We start from the raw sequence: 18,007 nt of genomic DNA on the forward strand, positions 1-18,007 counted from the left end.
CCGTGGCTGAACTGCGTTCGTTCATCTTCATCGATCGGCTCCAGCCGCAGACGATGTCGTATCTGGGCACCTGGATCAAGGGCGCCCTGCCGCGCGCCGGTGTCGCCGCACAGATCATCGAGGTGGCCCCGGGTCTGGACATCGAGGGCGTCACCGACGTCGCGGTCAAGCACGCCGAGGTCCAGGCCGGCATTCTGGTGGTGGAGCGCCAGTTCGGCTACCTGGAGTTCCACGGTGACACCGACGCGGTGCAGGCCGCCGCCGACGCCGCGCTCGCCGAACTCGACCGGGACCCCGGCTCTGCGACCCCGCCGCAGATCCTGGCCTCGCGCATCATCTCCAGCATCGACGCCCAGCACGCATTCCTGATCAATCGCAACAAGATCGGATCGATGGTGCTGGCCGGCGAGACCCTCTACGTCCTCGAGGTGTCCCCCGCGTCCTACGCGATCCTGGCGACCAACGAGGCCGAGAAGGCCGCCGACATCAAGGTCGTCGACTTCCGGATGATCGGCGCGACCGGCCGGGTGTACCTGTCCGGCAGCGAATCCGACATCCGCCAGGCCGCCTCAGCGGCCGAGGAGGCACTGGCCCGGAGCGTGCCGTGAGCATCGATCGCGACGCGCTGCGGCAACTGGTCCGTGAGGTCGTCCGCGAGGCCGTGGGCGACCTCTCCAACCCGGCCCCGGTCGCGACGGCTCCCCCTCCGCCGGCTCCCCCTCCGCCGGCCCCGGTGGGCCCCGTCGCGACCGGGCCGCTGGCCGCCGACGAGAGGTCGCGGGTCGACACCGTGCGGATCGCCTCCGACCGGGATCTCGACGTGTTCGTCCGAAACCTGCTGCGGCTGTTCGAGAATCCGAAGACCCGCGCCGACCTGCGGCAGGGCCGGCTGTCGTTCCGGCTCGCCGGCACCGGCCGGCCGGGGCCCGGCAGCAGCCGACGCGTCGAACGCGGCGCGGTCACCGAACGGCAGATCGCCGACATCGCCGCGTCCGGCGCGGCCCTGGTGCTCGGCCCACGGGCCGTGCTGACCCCCCTGGCCCGCGAGCGCGCCCGCGCACTGGGCGTGACGATCCACAAGGAGCGCACATGATTCGTGGCACGGTCGTCGGCCAGGTCTGGTCGACCCGCCGCATCGACGGCATCCCGGCCGGGGCCTTCCTGGAAGTGGAGGTCGACGGCTCCGGGTCCCGGCTCGTCGCATTCGACGTGCTGGGCAGCGGTGTCGGCGAGCACGTTCTCGTCACCCAGGGCTCCGTGGCGGCGAGCTGGTTCACCGGCACCCCGCCGCCTGTCGACGCACTGATCATCGGCTCCATCGACGCAAGCGGATAGCCACCCGGTATCCGGCCCGACAACCTGTAGTCAACCGACACAAAAGGAGAAACCATGGCCAGCAACGCGATCGGAATGATCGAGACCAAGGGTTACGTCGCGGCGCTCGCCGCTGCCGACGCGATGGTCAAGGCCGCCAACGTGACGATCACCGATCGCCAGCAGGTCGGTGACGGTCTGGTGGCCGTCATCGTCACCGGTGAGGTCGGCGCCGTCAAGGCCGCGACCGAGGCGGGCGCCGAATCCGCCTCGCAGGTCGGAGAACTCATCAGCGTGCACGTCATCCCGCGCCCGCACAGCGAGCTCGGCGCGCACTTCTCCGTCTCCGCCCAGTAGTCTCGCGAGATGGCCGTCACGGACGCACCGACACGGACCGACATCCGCGTCTACCTGCTCGTCGAGGACCTGCAGCAGCAGTTCGCCGCCTACCTCGGCACGCCCACGCGGGCACGCGGCTATCCGCCGTACGCCGGGGAGCACGCCCTCATCGTCGAGGTGTCCCCGGCGCTGGCGATCGAGCGGGTCATCGATCTGGCGCTGCGGGAGGTTCCGGGTATCCAGCCCGGAATCCTGTACGTGGAGCGCCAGTTCGGGGTGCTCGAGATCCATTCCAGCGATCTCGAGGACGTGCGACGGGCCGGCGAGGCGATCCTGAACGGCACAAAGAACTCCGCGGCCGACCAACTGCGGCCGCGGGTGCTCTACCACGACGTCATCGCTGACATCACCGATCAGCACGCGGTGATCCTCAACCGCAACCGGCAGGCGTCGATGGTGCTACCCGGCCAGTCGCTGCTGGTGTACGAGATGACGCCCGCACTGTTCGCGGCGGTGGCGGCCAACGAGGCCGAGCGCGCCGCACCGGGGCTGACACTGGTCGACGTCCAGATGATCGGCGCCGCGGGCCGCCTCTACATCAGCGGCAGCACCGCCGATGTGGTGACTGCACGTGATGCGATCACCACGGTGCTGGAGTCGATCGAGGGGCGGGACCATTGAGCGGCGACGTCGGCGACGACCGCGCGGTGGCGGAGAAAGCGCTCGAGGCGTTCGACCTGCCCCAGGGCTCGGCGCTGCGACTGCTCAACCTGTCTGAGAACGCCACCTACGCCGTCGAGGAGCCCGGCTGCGGGCACCGGTCCATCCTGCGGGTGCACCGCAAGAACTACCACCGGGTCGACCAGATCGAGTCGGAGCTGATGTGGCTCGACGCGCTGCGCCGCGAGAGCGACATCACCGTGCCGACCGTGATCCCGGCGCACGACGGCCGCCGCGTGGTCACCGTCGACCACGACGGCGCCGAGCGTCATGTGGTGCACTTCGAGATGGTGCCCGGCGCCGAACCCGACGAGAACACGCTGACGAGCACGGACTTCCACACGCTGGGGTCCATCACCGCGGCGCTGCACGACCACGCCCGCAGCTGGCGGCGCCCGCCGGCCTTCAGCCGGTTCGCCTGGGACTGGGAACACAGCCTGGGGGCGTCCCCGCGCTGGGGCCGCTGGCGCGACGCGGTCGGCGTCGGCGAGCACGAGGCGCAGGTGCTTGGCCGCGCCGAGCAGCTGCTGGGCCGCCGGCTCGCCGAATACGGCACGGGCAGTGACACGTTCGGTCTCGTTCACGCAGACCTGCGGCTGGCCAACCTGCTCGTCGACGGGAACACCATCACGGTCATCGACTTCGACGACTGCGGATTCGGCTGGTACTTCTACGATTTCGGAACGGCCGTGTCGTTCTTCGAAGACCACCCGTCGGTGCCGGAATGGCAGGATGCCTGGGTCACCGGGTACCGCACCCGCCGCGAGCTGGCCGCGGCCGACGAGGACATGCTGGCCTCGTTCGTGCTGCTGCGGCGGCTGCTGCTGCTGGCCTGGATGGGCACACACAGCCATTCCCGGGAATCGCAGGCCATTTCCGTCACCTACGCCGCGGGCAGCTGCACGCTCGCCGAGCGGTACCTGTCCTCCGACGGTCACCTGCTGACCGCCTGAATCATCCACCGAAAGGTTCGTCATGTTCACCTCGTTGCAGGGCCGCTCGGCCATCGTCACCGGCGGCAGCAAGGGCATCGGACGCGGGATCGCCGAGACCTTCGCGCGAGCCGGCATCAACGTCGTCATCACCGGGCGCACCGAGTCCGACATCGAGCGCACGGTGGCGGATCTGGCGGGGCTGGCCGGCACCGTCACCGGCGTGGCCGCCGAGGTGGCCAGCCCCGAGGACTGCCGGCGCGTGGTGGCCACCGCGACCGAACGCAACGGCGGACTCGACATCGTGTGCGCCAACGCCGGCATCTTCCCGTCGGCGTCGCTGGCCGACATGACCCCCGAAGATCTCGACCAGGTCCTCGGGACCAACGTCAAGGGCACCTTCTACATCGTGCAGGCCGCGATCGACGCGCTGACCGCCAGCGGCCACGGCCGCGTCATCATCACGTCCTCGATCACCGGGCCCGTCACCGGCTTTCCCGGCTGGTCGCACTACGGCGCCAGTAAGGCCGCGCAACTGGGGTTCCTGCGCACCGCGGCGATCGAACTGGCGCGCAAGAAGATCACCGTCAACGCGGTCCTGCCGGGCAACATCCTGACCGAGGGTCTGGTCGAGATGGGCGAGCAGTACATGAACCAGATGAAGGCCGCGATCCCCACGGGCACCCTCGGCACCGTCGCCGACGTCGGCAACGCCGCGCTGTTCTTCGCCACCGATGAAGCCGCCTTCATCACCGGCCAGTCACTGATCGTCGACGGTGGCCAGATCCTGCCCGAATCGGCCGAGGCGCTTGCCGACCTCTGACGGACACGTACCCTGAATTTGGTCGTACCAATTGCCATGAGCCCAGGAGGTCCGGTGCCCACGCAAACCGAGGACCTGCGGCGCCGGATCGTGGCCGACATCAACGCCGGCGTCCCCGGCGCCAAGCTGGGCAGCGAGCGGGAACTGGCCGAGCGGTACCGCACCAGCCGCTCGAGCCTGCGCCAGGTGCTCGCCGCGCTGGAGGAGGCAGGTCTCATCGACCGGGTGATCGGCCGGGCCGGCGGGATCTTCATCAGCCACGCCCAGGTGCAGCGCAGCCTCTCTGACGTCGTCGGGGTGCCCGCGTTCCTGGCCAGCCAGGGCTACGTCGCGGGCACCCGGGTGCTGTCGACCAAGATCGGCGCGCCCGACGCCACCACCCAGAACGCGCTCGGCCTGGCCGCCGACGACTTCGTCATCGAGATCCAGCGGGTCCGGCTCGCCGACGGGTCGCCGATCTCGCTGGAGTTGGCGCAGTTTCCCGCCGACGCGTTCCCCGGTCTGCTGGAACAGCAACTCGGCGGCTCGCTCTACGAGATCCTGGAGACGCAGTACGGACTGGTCGCCGCCCGCGCCGACGAACGCATTGAAGCGGTCAACGCGACGCCCGAGGAAGCCACGCTGCTGGGCATCAAACCGAAGTCCGCGCTGCTGCTGATCACGCGGATCGCCTACGACCAGCACGACACCCCGTGCGAGTTCTCCCGCGACCTGTTCCGCGGCGACCGCACCCGGCTGGCCGTCACCGCCCAGGGGCGCGGAATCGGCGTGGCCGCGTCGGTGGCGGAGGCCTCTGTCGCGCTGCAGAGTCAGGGGCGGCGGGCGGTCTGACAGAGTGGGTTCGTGACGATCGCAGGCGGCGCAGGCCGGTTCGCGCCGAGCCCGTCGGCGGATCTGCACATCGGCAACCTGCGCACCGCGGTGCTGGCCTGGCTGTTCGCCCGCTCCACGGGCCGGCGCTTCCTGATGCGCGTGGAGGACCTCGACGACCGCACCCACACCGACATCGCCGACCGCCAACTCGCCGACCTGGCCGCGCTCGGCGTCACCTGGGACGAGCCGGCCACCCGCCAGACCGATCACCCGCAGCGCTACGACACCGTGGTGGACACGCTGATCGACCGCGGGATGCTGTACGAATGCTATTGCACGAGAAGGGATATCGCGCAGGCGCCGCGCGCTCCCCACGCCCCCGAGGGAGCCTACCCAGGAACGTGCCGCGACCTCACCGACACCGAGCGTGCACGACGGCGCGCCGAGACGGGACGCCCGCCGGCCCTGCGCCTGCGCACCGACACGTCGACCCACACCGTGCACGACGTGCTGCACGGTGACTACACCGGTCTGGTGGACGACTTCGTGGTGCGCCGCGGCGACGGGGTGCCGGCCTACAACCTCGCGGTGGTCGTCGACGACGCCGCCTCGGGCATCGACCAGGTGGTGCGCGGCGACGACCTGCTGTCCTCATCGCCGCGCCAGGCGTACCTCGCGCGGCTGCTCGGGCACCCGGAGCCGATCTATGCGCACGTGCCGCTGGTCCTCAATGCCGACGGCGCACGGCTGGCCAAGCGGGACGGGGCGGTGACCCTGGCCGAGATCGGGGTGGACCGGGCGCTGGCCCAGATCGCGGACTCGCTGGGGTTCTCCGCGCACACGGTGGAGGGGATGCTGCCGGAATTCGATCCGGCGCGTCTGCCCCGCGGCCCGTGGGTATACCTGCCCGGGTGAGCAGAACCCTTCTGATCGTCGGCCGGTGTTGCTAGCGTGCGGCCGGTGCATCGACTACGCCGCACGCTGCCGGCGATCCTCCTCCTCGCGGCGCTGATCCTCGCCGGCTGCGCCGGCTCCTCCGGCGGGGGTGACACCCCCATCAAATCCGCCGGCGTCCTGCGCGTCGGCACCGAGGGCGTCTACTCCCCGTTCTCCTACCACGACGCCGCGACGGGCCAGCTCGTCGGCTACGACGTCGACGTGGCCCGCGCCGTCGCCGACAAGATCGGCGTCACCGTGGAGTTCGTCGAGACACCGTGGGACTCGATGTTCGCCGCCCTGGAGGCCAACCGGTTCGACGTGGTCGCCAACGAAGTGACGATCAACGACGAGCGCAAGGCCAAATACGATCTCTCCCAGCCATATTCGATCGGCGAGGGCGTGATCGTCACCCGCGCGGACGACAACTCCATCACCTCGCTGGACGACCTCAAGGGCAAGGTCGCGGCCGAGAACGCGACCAGCAACTGGTCGGAGGTCGCCCGCAAGGCCGGCGCCCGCGTCGAGTCGGTCGAGGGCTTCACGCAGGCGATCACGCTGCTCAGCCAGGGCCGCGTCGACGTCGTGATCAACGACAGCATCGCGGTGTACGCCTATCTCGCCGAGACCAAGGACTCCTCGGTCAAGATCGCCGGCACCGTCGGCGAGAAGAGCGAGCAGGGTTTCGCCGCCCGCAAGGACAGCGGGCTGCTGCCCGAACTGAACGCCGCGCTCGACGAACTGCGCGCCGACGGCACCCTGGCCCAGATCTCGCAGAAGTACCTCAACGCCAACGCCTCCGGCGCCCCCGAGGCGGCCGGTTCGGCACCGCCGCGATCGACGTGGCAACTGATCGGCGAGAACCTCTGGCCGCTGGCCCGGGCCGCGCTGACGATGACGATCCCGCTCACCGTGATCAGCTTCGCGCTCGGACTGGTGATCGCGCTGGCGGTGGCGCTGGCGCGACTGTCGTCGAACATCGTCGCGAGCAACGTCGCCCGGTTCTACATCTCGGTGATCCGCGGGACGCCGCTGCTGGTGCAGCTGTTCATCGTGTTCTTCGCGCTGCCGCAGTTCGGGGTGAGGATCGATCCGTTCCCCGCCGCGGTGATCGCGTTCTCGCTCAACGTCGGTGGCTATGCCGCCGAGATCATCCGATCGGCGATCCAGAGCATCCCGAAGGGCCAGTGGGAGGCCGCGCAGACCATCGGGCTGGATTACACGGGCACGCTGCGCCGGATCATCCTGCCCCAGGCCGCCCGGGTGGCCGTGCCGCCGCTGTCGAACACGTTGATCTCGCTGGTCAAAGACACCTCCCTGGCGTCGACGATCCTGGTGACCGAACTCCTGCGACAGGCGCAGATCATCGCGGCACCCACGTTCGAGTTCTTCGCCCTGTACGGCACGGCGGCCGTGTACTACTGGGTGATCTGCCTGGTGCTGTCGTTCGGTCAGGCCCGGATCGAACGCCGACTGGAGAGGTATGTGGCGAAGTGACCGAGCAGCCCACCCCTGACCACCCCGAGAACCGGATCGTCGCCGACGGCGTGCGCAAGTCCTTCGGGCCGCTCGAGGTGCTCAAGGGCGTCTCGTTCACCGTGCCCCGCGGCTCGGCGACCACGATCATCGGTCCGTCCGGGTCGGGGAAGACCACGCTGCTGCGGGCATTGAACGCCCTCGACACCCCCGATGCGGGCGTCATCGCGGTCGGTGACGTCGAGATCGACTTCTCCGGCCCCGTCACCAAGGATCAGCTCCGGCGATACCGGGCGCAGAGCGGCTTCGTGTTCCAGTCGCACAACCTGTTCCCGCACAAGACGGTCCTGCAGAACGTCACCGAAGGACCGGTGATCGCCCAGAAGCGGCCCCGCGAGGAGGCCGAGGCCGAGGCGGCGCAGCTGCTCGAACAGGTCGGGCTGGCCGACAAGCGGGACCAGTACCCGTTCCAGCTGTCCGGCGGCCAGCAGCAGCGCGTCGGCATCGCCCGCGCGCTGGCGATGAGACCGAAGGTGGTCCTGTTCGACGAACCGACCTCCGCGCTGGACCCCGAGCTGGTCGGTGAGGTCCTCGCCGTCATCCGCGATCTGGCCGTCGAGGGCTGGACCCTGGTGATCGTCACCCACGAGATCCAGTTCGCCCGGGGCGTTTCCGACCAGGTGCTGTTCACCGACCAGGGGGTGATCCTCGAGCAGGGCCCGCCCGCAGCGGTGATCGGCGATCCGCAGCACGAGCGCACCCGGCAGTTCCTGCAGAGAATTCTCAACCCGCTGTAGCGGGCCCCGTGAGAGGGTGTGCTGCATGGCAGCACACGAGGCGGACGTCATCATCGTCGGTGCCGGCATCTCCGGGCTGATCGCGGCCCGCACCGTCCTCGCGGCGGGTCTGACCCCGCTGATCCTGGAAGCCGACGAGCGGGTGGGCGGGCGGATCCTCACCGAGGAGGTGCTGCCCGGCCTGCCCGTCGAGATCGGTGCCCAGTGGATCGGCGACACCCATCATCGGATGTTCGCGCTGGCAGACGAACTCGGCGTCGAGACCTACCCGCAGTACGACGAGGGCGAGACGTCCTACGAGCTGGCCGGGGCGCCGGTGCTGCGGCAGAACGACTTTCACCGCCGCTTCGGCAACGAGCTGACCGAGCTCACGAAGGTGCTGCGACTGCTCGACGAACTCGCGGCCGAGGTACCGCCGGAGGCGCCGTGGCGGGCGCCGCGCGCCGAGGAGTGGGACGCGATCACGGCGGGCGCCTGGTACGACGGGCAGGGCCTGTCCCCGGTCGCCCGGACGCTGCTCGAGATCTGCACCGTGGGGATCCTCGCGGTGCCGACCGTCGAGGTGTCGTTCCTGCACCTGCTGTTCACGATCCAGACATGCGGCGTCACGGCCGAACTGTTCGCCGAGTCCGAGGGCGGCGCGCAGACCACCCGCTTCGTCGGCGGCACCGCCGAGATCCCGAACCGGTTGGCGGCGCTGGTCGAAAGCCATCTGGTTCTCGACGCGCCCGTGCAGGAGATCGAGCACACCGCCGACAGCGTGACCGTGCGGTGCCGCGGCGGGCGGGTCGCCCGCGGGCGGCGCGTCATCGTCGCGATCTCCCCGATGCTGGCCGGGCGCATCATGTACGACCCGCCGCTGTCCGGCTACCGCGACCAGCTCACCCAGCGGATGCCGAACTCCGCGGCGATGAAGGCGTTCTTCGTCTACGACGAACCCTTCTGGCGGACAGACGGTTTGAACGGGCAGCTGATCTCCGACGTCGGTCCCGCCCGGATGTCCAACGACACCTGCCTGCCCGGTGACGACCACGGGGTGATCCTGATGTTCCTCGAGGGCGAGCAGGCGCGCACCCACGGCCACTGGTCGCAGGAGGAGCGGCGGGCCGCGCTCACCGCGGAACTGGTACGCCACTACGGGGACAAGGCCGCCCGTCCGGTGGCCTACGTCGACGGCGAGTGGGGCAGCCGTCAATGGACCCGCGGCTGCTACAACGCGAACTGCGGGCCGCTGGTGTGGACGACCTACGGATCCGCCCTCGCCGAACCCATCGGCGTCATCCACTGGGCGTCCACCGACACCGCGACGCAGTGGAGCGCCTACATGGAGGGTGCGGTCGAGGCCGGTGAGCGCGCCGCCCGGGAAGTGATCGAGGCGCTGAGCTAGCCTGCGTCACAACGTGATCGGCAACTCCGTCATGCCCCGCAGCGTGACGTTGGGCTTGTAGCCGGGGTCGGCCGCCAGGCTCGCGCCGGGAAAGCGCGCCGTCAACGCGGTCAGCGCCGCGGTGGCCTCCAGCCGGGCCAGCGGCGCGCCGATGCAGAAGTGCGGCCCCTTGCCGAACCCGAGGTGGCGGATCGCCGGCCGGTCCGGGTCGAACTCATCGGGCCGCTCGACCGTCTCGGGATCGCGATGGGCGGCGGCCAGCAGCAGCAACATGTTGTCCCCCTGCGGAATTCGCACACCACCGATCGTCATGTCCTCCCCCGCGACGCGGCCGATCAGCTGCACCGGCGGGTCGTGGCGCAACGTCTCCTCGATCACCACGGCGGCGCGGCCGGGGTCGGCGGCCAGCGCCGCCCACTGGGCGGGGTGGCGCAGCAGCGCCAGGATCGCGTTGGCGATGAGGTTGACCGTGGTCTCGTGGCCGGCGACCAGCAGCAGGTTGCACGTCGCGACGATCTCGTCCTCGGTCAGGACGTCCCCGGACTCCTCCACACCGATCAGGGCCGACATCAGGTCCTCGCCCGGCTCGCGTCGTCGGCGGGCGATCAGCTCGCGCAGGTAGTCCCGCAGCCACAGACCGGCCTGCAGCCGTTTCTCGACGCCGTCGCCGGCCGCCCCGGTGATGGTGAGGAACGGGTCGAGCGACTGGGCGAGCAGTCCCGACGCCGCGCGGAAGCGGGGTTCGTCCTCGACCGGCACACCGAGCAGACGGCAGATCACCGCGACGGGTAGCGGGTAGGCCAACCCGCTGATCGCGTCGAACGGGCTCGCCGCCTCGTCGAGCAGGGTGTCCACCAGCCCGGCGATGTCGGGTTCGAGCGCCTTGACCACCTTCGGGACGAACGCCTTGCTCACCAGGCGGCGCAACCGGGTGTGGTCGGGCGGGTCGAGGAACAGGAAGCCGGGCGGCCCGAGCGGGCGGGGCGCGGCGCCCTGGGCGATCGCCCGCTGCGCGACCGTGGACTTGAGCCGGTCGCTGCAGGCCGCCGGATGGCGCAGCACCTCGTCGCAGTCGGCGTAGGAGGAGAACACCGTCAGGTTGTTGTCGGGCAGCTGCAGCGGGCCGCGCTCCCGGATCGCGCCGTACAGCGGGTACGGATCGGCGCGGTGGGCCGGATCGAGCAGCTGCATCAGCAGTGCCTGCGCCGTCGCGGTGGTCATCTCCCTATTGTGCGGAGGATGGTGCGGAGGTCGCCTCGGAGACACCGTAGTACCGGCCCAGCACGTGGTCGCGCAGGTCGTCGAACCGGCCGGCGAGGATCGCCGCGCGGATGTCGTCGACGAGACGGACGACGAAGCGCTCGTTGTGGATCGTGGCCAGCGTCGAGGCCAGGATCTCCTTGGCCTTGAACAGATGGTGCAGGTAGGCGCGGGTGTAGTGGGCGCAGGTGTAGCAGTCGCACTCGGGGTCGATCGGGGTGAAGTCCCGGCGGTAGCGCGATCCGGTGATGTTGAACCGGCCGGTGTGGGTGTACACCGCGGCGTTGCGCGCCACCCGCGACGGCGACACGCAGTCGAAGGTGTCCGCGCCCGCGGCGACGGCGGCGAACAGATCGTCGGGCTCGCTGATGCCCAGCAGGTGGCGCGGTTTGTCGGCGGGCAGCTCGCTGCTGACCCAGCCGACGATGGTGGCCAGGTTCTGCTTCTCCAGCGCGCCCCCGATGCCGTAGCCGTCGAAGCCGTTCCCGTGCGCGTCGACGATCTCGGTCAGGCCGCGCGCGGCCTGCCGCCGCAGGTCCTCGTACTGGGCGCCCTGCACCACCCCGAACAGCGCCTGTGCCGGCCTGTCCGGCCGCAGCGCGGCGAGCCGGCGGTGCTCGGCCAGGCAGCGCACCGCCCACTCGTGGGTGCGCTGCACCGACCTCTCCTGGTAGCCGCGGGTGTTCACCAGCGTGGTGAGCTCGTCGAACGCGAAGATGATGTCGGCACCGAGTTGATGCTGGATCCCGATCGACACCTCGGGGGTGAACCGGTGCGTCGACCCGTTCAGATGCGACCGGAACGTCACCCCGTCGTCGTCGACATGAGCGAGCCGCTCCTTGCCGTCGGCGATGACGTCGTCGGCCTGCACCCGGGCGGTGTCCATCGCCAGCACCTTCTTGAACCCGACGCCCAGCGACATCACCTGGAATCCGCCGCTGTCGGTGAAGGTGGGCCCCGGCCAGTTCATGAACGCGCCCAGCCCGCCGGCCTCCTCGACGATGTCGGGCCCGGGCTGCAGGTAGAGGTGATAGGCGTTCGCCAGGATGGCTTGTGCACCAAGCTGTTTCATGGAATCCGGCAGTACCGCCTTGACGGTGGCCTGGGTGCCGACCGCGATGAACGCCGGGGTGGCGATGTCCCCGTGCGGCGTGTTGATCACACCGGCGCGGCCCAGGCTCCCGGGCAGCTCTGCCTCCACTCGAAAGAACGGATCGCTGATATCGGGGGCCGCCACGTCGTAGATTCTCCCATTGTGATGATCCGACGAGCCTCGGCCGCCATGGTGGGCGCAGCAGCCCTCGCGGCGGTGGCCGGCTGTTCGTCGTCGCCGCCGGACTATCGACCGCCGGCCGACCAACTCGTGGCGGGCACCGCGCAGGTGACCGTCAACGGTCAGGACGTCGGCACCACCGAAGCCGTGCAGTGCACACCCGCGGGCACGATGATGACGATCAGCACCGGCGACGCCGGCAGCGGCGTCTCGGCCGTGGTGTCGAACGCCGACGCGCTGACGGTGCGCGCGGTCGGGATCCGCGACCTCGGCGGGTTCACCGGCAGCTACAACGAAGGGCTCGGCGGGAAGGCTGCGGTGACGATGAGCGGCCGCACCTACGACATCACGGGCACCGCGGACGGTTTCGCCACCGACAACCCGAGCTTCCGCACGTCGGGCACCTTCGCGATCAGGGTGTCCTGCTGAGGAACGCGACGATCGCCGCCGCGAGTTCCTCGCCGGCGTCCTCCTGGAGGAAGTGACCGGCCTCGCCGATCACCGGGTGCTCCACCCCGGCCGCGCCGGGCAGTGCCGCGGAGAAGATCGGCGCCATCGCGCCGGTGATCGGGTCGCCGTCGCTGAACGCCACCAGCACCGGCGTCGTCCTGCCGGTCAGCGCCTTCCACGCCGCGCGGTTGGCCTCCGAGGCCGGATCGTCGGGGGTGGTGGGGACCAGCAGGGGCATCGCCCGCGGACCGGCCAGATAGGTCGGGTCGGGGAACGGTGCGTCGTAGGCCGCGCACACGGTGTCGTCGACCGGGCGCACGCAGCCGGCGCGAAGGTAGTCGCTGACACGCAACTGCGGGTTCGCCTCCACCGACCGCCGGAAGTTCCACCAGACCTCGGGCATCGGGTGGTCGCCGGTCGGCAGCCCCGTGTTGGCGACGACGATGCGCGCGAACACGTCCGGGTTCTCGGCGGCCACGCGCAGCCCGATCAGCCCGCCCCAGTCCTGGCCCACCAGCGTGGCGCCCCGCAGCCCGAGTACGTCGACGACGAGAGCGCGGATCCACCCGACGTGGCGGGCGTAGCTGTGGTCCTCGACCTCGGTGGGCTTGTCGGACCGGCCGAAGCCGACGAGGTCGGGGCAGACGACGCGGTGCCCGGCCGCGGCGAGGATCGGGATCATCCGTCGGTACAGGTAGGACCACGTCGGCTCGCCGTGCAACATCAGCACCGGGTCGCCGTCGGCGGGCCCGTCCTCCACCCATGCGATGCGCAGGGTGGCGCCGTCACCGTCGGGGATGTCGGCGTAGCGCGGCGGGTAGCCGAAGCCGGGCAGATCGGCGAAGCGGTCCTCCGGTGTTCGCAACGTCTTCATCTCAGCCACCTTCCGCGCTCGTCACATTTTCGTAATTTGGCTAACCCGGGCGAGGGCGCCACCCATACTGCTGGAGATGATCCGCCGGTGTTGACGGATCACACGACACAAAAGGAGAACCGTGGTGAAGCGTGAAATCCTGGTCGCCGTCGGCGGCGCAGCGATCATCATCGCCGGCCTGTCGGGCTGTTCCTCGGAGAAGAAGTCCGAGACCTCTGGGGAGACCTCGTCGGCCGCCGCAGCCCAGGGCAAGACCACCGTCACCATCGACGGCAAAGATCAGGAGATCCAGGGCAACGTCGTGTGCTCGGACATGGGCGGCAACACGAACATCGCGATCGGCAACGCCAGCACCGGGATCGGCGCCGTCGTCAGCTCCGGCGACAGCCCCTCGGTGGTGTCGGTGGGCCTGGGCAACGTCAACGGCGTGACGCTGGGCTACCAGAGTGGCGCCGGACAGGGCGAAGCCAAGGTCGAGAAGAACGACAAGACCTACAAGATCTCCGGCACCGCCACGGGCGTCGACATGGCCAACCCGATGCAGCCGGTCAACAAGCCGTTCGAGATCGAGGTGAGCTGCCCCTAGCTGGGGATGTAGCCGGCGGCCGACTGCCGCAGCTGCCAGATCTGCGCGGGGCACAGTTCGTTGACGGCCTGATTGATCAGGTAGGCGCCCTGGTAGTAGTCGGCGGTGCGGAAGTCGGCCTTCACCTGGTTGACCAGATCGGCGTAGCTCGTCTTCGCCGCCACCCGGTCGCAGATGCTGTGTCCGTAGCCGAGCGCGGCGTCGGCGTTGGGGAAGTTGTACCCCGGCCGCACCGTGACGTTCACCAGGTAGGCCACCGTGTCGGCGCCGGCCGGGGCCGGGCCGACTAGCGCGCCCACCCCGAGCACCACCCCCGTCACCGCACCCACCAGCGCCTTCATGGTCGGTCACCCTACGCGCTGCGGGCCGATGTCGCGGCAATGCCGGCAAACTCCGCTCATGATCGCGGGGCGACGCTCTAGGCTCGTGCCCATGAAGCGCAGTGGTGTGGTCGCGTTCGCGGGTGGTCTGCTCGTCGCTCCGTTGCTGGGACTCGGTGTCGGCTCCGCCGCGGCGTCCCCCGGGGCGTGCGACGACGCGGGCTGTGTTCCGTACGTGGACCGGGGTGTCCATGCCGGCGGTGAGTGCAACCAGGGCACCCGGTACAACTTCGGCCTGGACGCCGGCGGCAACACGCTGGCGTGCAGCTCGAAGGGAGCGTGGGTGTCGTCGCCGCCCCTGACCGGGGTGCGCCTGCTGCGCTCCCCCTGCGGCGACGCGACGGGCGTGGCGCAGACGCCCGACGGCGTGCCACTGAAGTGCTCCGGCGGCGCGTGGACTGCCGACTACTGGGTGATGTTCTACGGCTGAGTGTCGAAGGCCCGCGCGTTGCGGACCAGCGGCAGCGTGGCCGTCGTCGCGAAACCGACCGGGGCCCGGCAGATCTCGGGCACGGCGTTGAGCACCTGCATGGCGGTGGCCACGTTCGCCGACCGCACGTGCTCGGCCATGCTCGCCGGACGGCTGAAGCTGGCCAGCGAGACGAAGTGCGCCTGCATCGACGGGTCGCCCTCGATCGTCAGCGTCCAGCCGTGCCGGGGGCTGGGCCAGTGGCCGGGGTACTCGCCACCGACCGTCCACAGCGTCTCGATCTCGACGCGGGGCACACCGGCGCGGCGGCCGACCCAGTTCCAGCGCTGACCGGCGGTGGTGCCCGCGTCCAGCCGGTGCTCGAAGATCTGGTGCTCCTGTTGTGCGGCAACGGCTTCCACGGTCGCGGTGACATCGTCGAGGTCCGCTCCGAGCGCGTCACCGATCATCCACACCTGCTCGACGAAGATCGAGCTGTTGAACGCCAGGAACTCCGTGGCCGTCGGACTGATCGATTCGACCGGCTGCCCGAAAGCCATGTTGTCGAACGTGATTCCGGTGCTCTCGTAGACCGACCAGTCGGCTCGTTCGCACAGCGTGATCTTCTCGATCCGCCGGCTCATGCCCGACAACGCCAGCGGAAGCACTCCGGACAGATTGCCGGGGTTCAGCCCGCTGCCGTGCACGGAGGTGCCGCCCCGTTCGCAGGCGGCGAGCACCCGGTCCCGGTCGGCCGGCGCCATGCGGCGCGGATGGAACATGAAGGCGGTCGTGGCGACGTTCTTGCCGCTGGCCAGCAGCGCGCACACGTCGTCGACCCGCGCGGTGCGCGGCGTGTAGAGCACGCAGTCGGCGTCCACCGCGAGGATCTCGTCGACGTCGGTGGTGGCCGCGACACCGACCGGGTCCCGTCCGGCCAGGACGCCGACGTCGACGCCGTTCTTGTCCTCGGAGTAGACCCGGGCCCCGACGAGGTGCAGATCGTCGCGACGTCGATCGAGGATCGCGGTCAGCATCTCGGTCCCGACAGCGCCTGTGCCCCACTGGATCACCCGATACACCCCGCGGACGGTAGCACCGCCGGCACCCGCGGCCGGCAGGTTCTTACGGACCGATGACAAATCACCGTCGCCGGCACGTCATTGCGGTGTCAACGAAACGCGGAGGCGGTCCGGGGTGTACTCAGTAAGGGTGACTGACGAGGCGGCACGCGCCGTGGCGGCAGCAGGGGCGGTGGGACTGACGGTCGGACCCGGCGACGTGGCCGGACTGGTCGTGCAGTCCGCAGACGGCGTCATCGAGGCGGCCACCCCTGAAGCCGAGGACATCCTGGGGCTGTCGCTGGCTCAGATGCTGGGCCGGGACTCGGCGGACCCCCGGTGGGCCGCGGTCGACGTGCACGGCGTGGCGCTCCGGCCGCAGGACCATCCCGCGCTTCAGGCCCTCGCGACCGGCCGACCGGTGCGCGGCGCGGTGCTCGGCGTGCACCGTCCCGGCCGCGACCGCGCCGGCGAACATGTCTGGCTGCGGGTGGACAGCGTGCCGTTCAACGTCGTCGACGGCGCCGCCCGCAACGTGGTGGTGCGCTTCGCCGTGGTGTCCGGTCAGCAGGCCACCGAGCTCCGGCTGGCCGAATCCGAGCGGCTGTACCGCTTCCTGGTCGACCACGCTCCCGACGTCGTCGCCTGGCAGCTCGTCGACACGACGTTCCTGTGGGTGTCGCCGGCCGTGCAGACGATCCTCGGGTATTCGCCCGAAGACCTCGTGGGCCGGACCGCGTACGCGTTCATGCACCCCGACGACGAGTCGACGGCACGAGCCACCGAGTGGTTCGATCCCGCCGCGGCGGCGCCGGCGCCGATGCTGGTGCGCATGCGGCACAGCGACGGCCGCTACCGGTCGATGGAGGTCGCCGGGCAGCTGGTGCGCGATGCGGACGGGGCACCGGCCCAGTTGCGCACCTCGTGGCGGGACGTGACGGCGCGGGTGAAGGCCGAACAGGATCGGGATGCGGCCGTGCAGCTCGTGCAGTCGGTGGTGGCCAACTCACCGATCGGCATCGCGGTGTCGGACGGCACCGGGGTCCTCGAACAGGTCAACGAAGCGCTGTGCTCGATGCTCGGTTGCGCGTCCGATCAGCTTCTCGGGCACCGCGTCGACGAGTTCGTCCACCCGGACGACACCTGCCCGGACGGCAGTGCGCAGCTGCTCAGCGGTGCGCTGACGGCGCACGAGTCGGAATGCCGGTATCTGCGTCCGGACGGTACGGCGATGTGGGGGCACCGCACCACGATGGTGCTGCGCGGCGACACCGATGACGGCGCCCGCCTGTTGATCCACCTCCAGGACGTCACGGCCCGTCGCCTCGCCTACGATGAACTCCGCCACGCCGCGACCCACGATCCGCTGACCGGACTGGCCAACAGGGTCGCGTTCGACGCGCACCTGGCGTCGACCCACGACGACGGGGAGCTGGAGGACTGCAACGGTCTGCTGTTCATCGACCTCGACGACTTCAAGACCGTCAACGACACCCATGGCCACGAGGTCGGCGACGAGTTGTTGACCATCGTCGCCGACCGCATCCGTGGCTCGATCCGCCCGCAGGACTTCGCGGCCCGGATGGGCGGGGACGAGTTCGTGGTGCTGTGCCTGCGCCTGCCGGACCACCGGACGGCGGTGGGCATCGCCGAGCGCATCGTCGAGGCGCTGGCGACCCCGTTCACGGTGGGCGCGCTGACGATCACCATCTCGGCGAGCGTCGGGGTCACCACCGGCAGCGGCGAGGACCGCCGAAACCTGATGACGTCGGCCGATCGCGCCATGTACCGGGCAAAACAGGCCGGCCGCGGGGTGGTCACGCACCTGACATCCGCAGGTGACCATCAGTGCTCGTCGGCGTAGGGCAGACTTTCGGGCATGGACAGTGACGGCGACTACGACGACGCAGGCCCCGACAACACCCTCGGACCGAGCGAGTCCCTCGACTCCGACGAGGTGCGCAACGACGACGGCGACACCGTCGTCGATCCGCCCGACGAGTGGATCGAGGCCGAAGAGGACGAGACCCTCGACGAGAAGCTGGCCGCCGAGGTGCCCGACGTGCTGCCTGCCGGCGCGCCCGACGAGGTGCGACCCGACCGCCGCACCCTCGGGCAGATCGACGGGACCCCCGAGGACGGCGAGTCCTTCTACACCGTTCCCGACGACGAGTGAA

General features: G+C 70.1%; 22 protein-coding genes. 17 read left to right on the plus strand and 5 right to left on the minus strand.

The window, feature by feature from the left end:
* The first annotated feature begins 2 nt into the window (after positions 1–2).
* From MCHLDSM_RS22825 to MCHLDSM_RS22885, 12 genes are read left to right on the plus strand one after another with little or no spacing between them, the layout of a single operon-like run.
* Complete coding sequence (locus tag MCHLDSM_RS22825) at positions 3–608, plus strand: BMC domain-containing protein (protein WP_048472147.1); 606 nt, start codon at positions 3–5, stop codon at positions 606–608.
* On the plus strand, positions 605–1,093 hold the full coding sequence (locus MCHLDSM_RS22830; protein WP_048472148.1) for a hypothetical protein: 489 nt from the start codon (positions 605–607) through the stop codon (positions 1,091–1,093). The genes MCHLDSM_RS22825 and MCHLDSM_RS22830 overlap by 4 nt, the downstream gene beginning before the upstream one ends.
* Positions 1,090–1,335: a EutN/CcmL family microcompartment protein gene (locus MCHLDSM_RS22835; protein WP_048472149.1), complete on the plus strand. Its 246-nt coding sequence runs from the start codon at positions 1,090–1,092 to the stop codon at positions 1,333–1,335. The genes MCHLDSM_RS22830 and MCHLDSM_RS22835 overlap by 4 nt, the downstream gene beginning before the upstream one ends.
* A gap of 54 nt (positions 1,336–1,389) precedes the next feature.
* Positions 1,390–1,671 carry a BMC domain-containing protein gene (locus MCHLDSM_RS22840; protein WP_043413363.1) on the plus strand — a complete coding sequence of 94 codons (282 nt, stop codon included), beginning with the start codon at positions 1,390–1,392 and terminating at the stop codon, positions 1,669–1,671.
* Positions 1,672–1,680: 9 nt separating this feature from the next.
* A complete protein-coding gene (locus MCHLDSM_RS22845) occupies positions 1,681–2,334 on the plus strand; it encodes a microcompartment protein (RefSeq protein WP_048420068.1) in 654 nt (217 codons plus the stop codon).
* Complete coding sequence (locus tag MCHLDSM_RS22850; protein ID WP_048472150.1) at positions 2,331–3,326, plus strand: phosphotransferase enzyme family protein; 996 nt, start codon at positions 2,331–2,333, stop codon at positions 3,324–3,326. The genes MCHLDSM_RS22845 and MCHLDSM_RS22850 overlap by 4 nt, the downstream gene beginning before the upstream one ends.
* Positions 3,327–3,348: 22 nt before the next feature.
* Complete coding sequence (gene fabG, locus MCHLDSM_RS22855) at positions 3,349–4,128, plus strand: 3-oxoacyl-ACP reductase FabG (RefSeq protein WP_048472151.1); 780 nt, start codon at positions 3,349–3,351, stop codon at positions 4,126–4,128.
* A 54-nt stretch (positions 4,129–4,182) separates the two neighbouring features.
* Positions 4,183–4,959 (plus strand): GntR family transcriptional regulator, encoded by a 777-nt coding sequence (locus MCHLDSM_RS22860; protein WP_048472152.1) that lies wholly within the window; start codon positions 4,183–4,185, stop codon positions 4,957–4,959.
* Positions 4,960–4,971: 12 nt separating this feature from the next.
* Positions 4,972–5,856 carry a tRNA glutamyl-Q(34) synthetase GluQRS gene (gene gluQRS, locus MCHLDSM_RS22865; protein ID WP_082169034.1) on the plus strand — a complete coding sequence of 295 codons (885 nt, stop codon included), beginning with the start codon at positions 4,972–4,974 and terminating at the stop codon, positions 5,854–5,856.
* Between the two features lie 45 nt (positions 5,857–5,901).
* Positions 5,902–7,374, plus strand: a complete 1,473-nt coding sequence (locus MCHLDSM_RS36575) for an ABC transporter permease subunit (RefSeq protein WP_201780400.1) — start codon at positions 5,902–5,904, stop codon at positions 7,372–7,374.
* The gene (locus MCHLDSM_RS22880) at positions 7,371–8,150 is read left to right on the plus strand and encodes an amino acid ABC transporter ATP-binding protein (protein ID WP_048472153.1); all 780 of its coding nucleotides are present in this window, start codon (positions 7,371–7,373) and stop codon (positions 8,148–8,150) included. The genes MCHLDSM_RS36575 and MCHLDSM_RS22880 overlap by 4 nt, the downstream gene beginning before the upstream one ends.
* 25 nt (positions 8,151–8,175) lie before the next feature.
* Complete coding sequence (locus MCHLDSM_RS22885; protein ID WP_048472154.1) at positions 8,176–9,537, plus strand: flavin monoamine oxidase family protein; 1,362 nt, start codon at positions 8,176–8,178, stop codon at positions 9,535–9,537.
* Positions 9,538–9,543: 6 nt separating this feature from the next.
* On the opposite strand, the gene MCHLDSM_RS22890 is transcribed toward MCHLDSM_RS22885, so the two are convergent.
* Positions 9,544–10,758, minus strand: coding sequence for a cytochrome P450 (locus MCHLDSM_RS22890; RefSeq protein ID WP_048472155.1), 1,215 nt, complete (start codon positions 10,756–10,758; stop codon positions 9,544–9,546).
* 4 nt (positions 10,759–10,762) lie between these two features.
* Entirely contained in the window at positions 10,763–11,998 is a 1,236-nt protein-coding gene (gene tgt, locus MCHLDSM_RS22895) for a tRNA guanosine(34) transglycosylase Tgt (RefSeq protein WP_048472156.1), read from the minus strand.
* A gap of 57 nt (positions 11,999–12,055) precedes the next feature.
* On the opposite strand from tgt, the gene MCHLDSM_RS22900 reads away from it, so the two are divergent.
* On the plus strand, positions 12,056–12,499 hold the full coding sequence (locus MCHLDSM_RS22900) for a lipoprotein LpqH (protein ID WP_048472880.1): 444 nt from the start codon (positions 12,056–12,058) through the stop codon (positions 12,497–12,499).
* Here the strand turns inward: MCHLDSM_RS22900 and MCHLDSM_RS22905 are convergent.
* Positions 12,483–13,394 (minus strand): haloalkane dehalogenase, encoded by a 912-nt coding sequence (locus MCHLDSM_RS22905; protein ID WP_048472157.1) that lies wholly within the window; start codon positions 13,392–13,394, stop codon positions 12,483–12,485. The genes MCHLDSM_RS22900 and MCHLDSM_RS22905 overlap by 17 nt on opposite strands.
* 124 nt (positions 13,395–13,518) lie before the next feature.
* Here MCHLDSM_RS22905 and MCHLDSM_RS22910 point away from each other — a divergent pair, with 124 nt between their 5' ends.
* On the plus strand, positions 13,519–13,980 hold the full coding sequence (locus MCHLDSM_RS22910) for a lipoprotein LpqH (protein WP_048472158.1): 462 nt from the start codon (positions 13,519–13,521) through the stop codon (positions 13,978–13,980).
* Here the strand turns inward: MCHLDSM_RS22910 and MCHLDSM_RS22915 are convergent.
* Positions 13,977–14,321, minus strand: a complete 345-nt coding sequence (locus tag MCHLDSM_RS22915) for a DUF732 domain-containing protein (RefSeq protein ID WP_048472159.1) — start codon at positions 14,319–14,321, stop codon at positions 13,977–13,979. The two genes, MCHLDSM_RS22910 and MCHLDSM_RS22915, sit on opposite strands and share 4 nt — an antisense overlap.
* A gap of 91 nt (positions 14,322–14,412) precedes the next feature.
* Here MCHLDSM_RS22915 and MCHLDSM_RS22920 point away from each other — a divergent pair, with 91 nt between their 5' ends.
* Positions 14,413–14,790, plus strand: a complete 378-nt coding sequence (locus tag MCHLDSM_RS22920; RefSeq protein ID WP_048472160.1) for a hypothetical protein — start codon at positions 14,413–14,415, stop codon at positions 14,788–14,790.
* Here the strand turns inward: MCHLDSM_RS22920 and MCHLDSM_RS22925 are convergent.
* Complete coding sequence (locus tag MCHLDSM_RS22925) at positions 14,781–15,806, minus strand: NAD(P)H-dependent amine dehydrogenase family protein (protein WP_048472881.1); 1,026 nt, start codon at positions 15,804–15,806, stop codon at positions 14,781–14,783. The genes MCHLDSM_RS22920 and MCHLDSM_RS22925 overlap by 10 nt on opposite strands.
* A 175-nt stretch (positions 15,807–15,981) precedes the next feature.
* Here MCHLDSM_RS22925 and MCHLDSM_RS22930 point away from each other — a divergent pair, with 175 nt between their 5' ends.
* The gene (locus MCHLDSM_RS22930; RefSeq protein ID WP_131722682.1) at positions 15,982–17,694 is read left to right on the plus strand and encodes a sensor domain-containing protein; all 1,713 of its coding nucleotides are present in this window, start codon (positions 15,982–15,984) and stop codon (positions 17,692–17,694) included.
* A 15-nt stretch (positions 17,695–17,709) separates the two neighbouring features.
* A complete protein-coding gene (locus MCHLDSM_RS22935; protein ID WP_048472162.1) occupies positions 17,710–18,006 on the plus strand; it encodes a hypothetical protein in 297 nt (98 codons plus the stop codon).
* Position 18,007: the final 1 nt, after the last annotated feature.

This window comes from Mycolicibacterium chlorophenolicum, from assembly GCF_001044235.1.
Lineage (GTDB): Bacteria > Actinomycetota > Actinomycetes > Mycobacteriales > Mycobacteriaceae > Mycobacterium > Mycobacterium chlorophenolicum.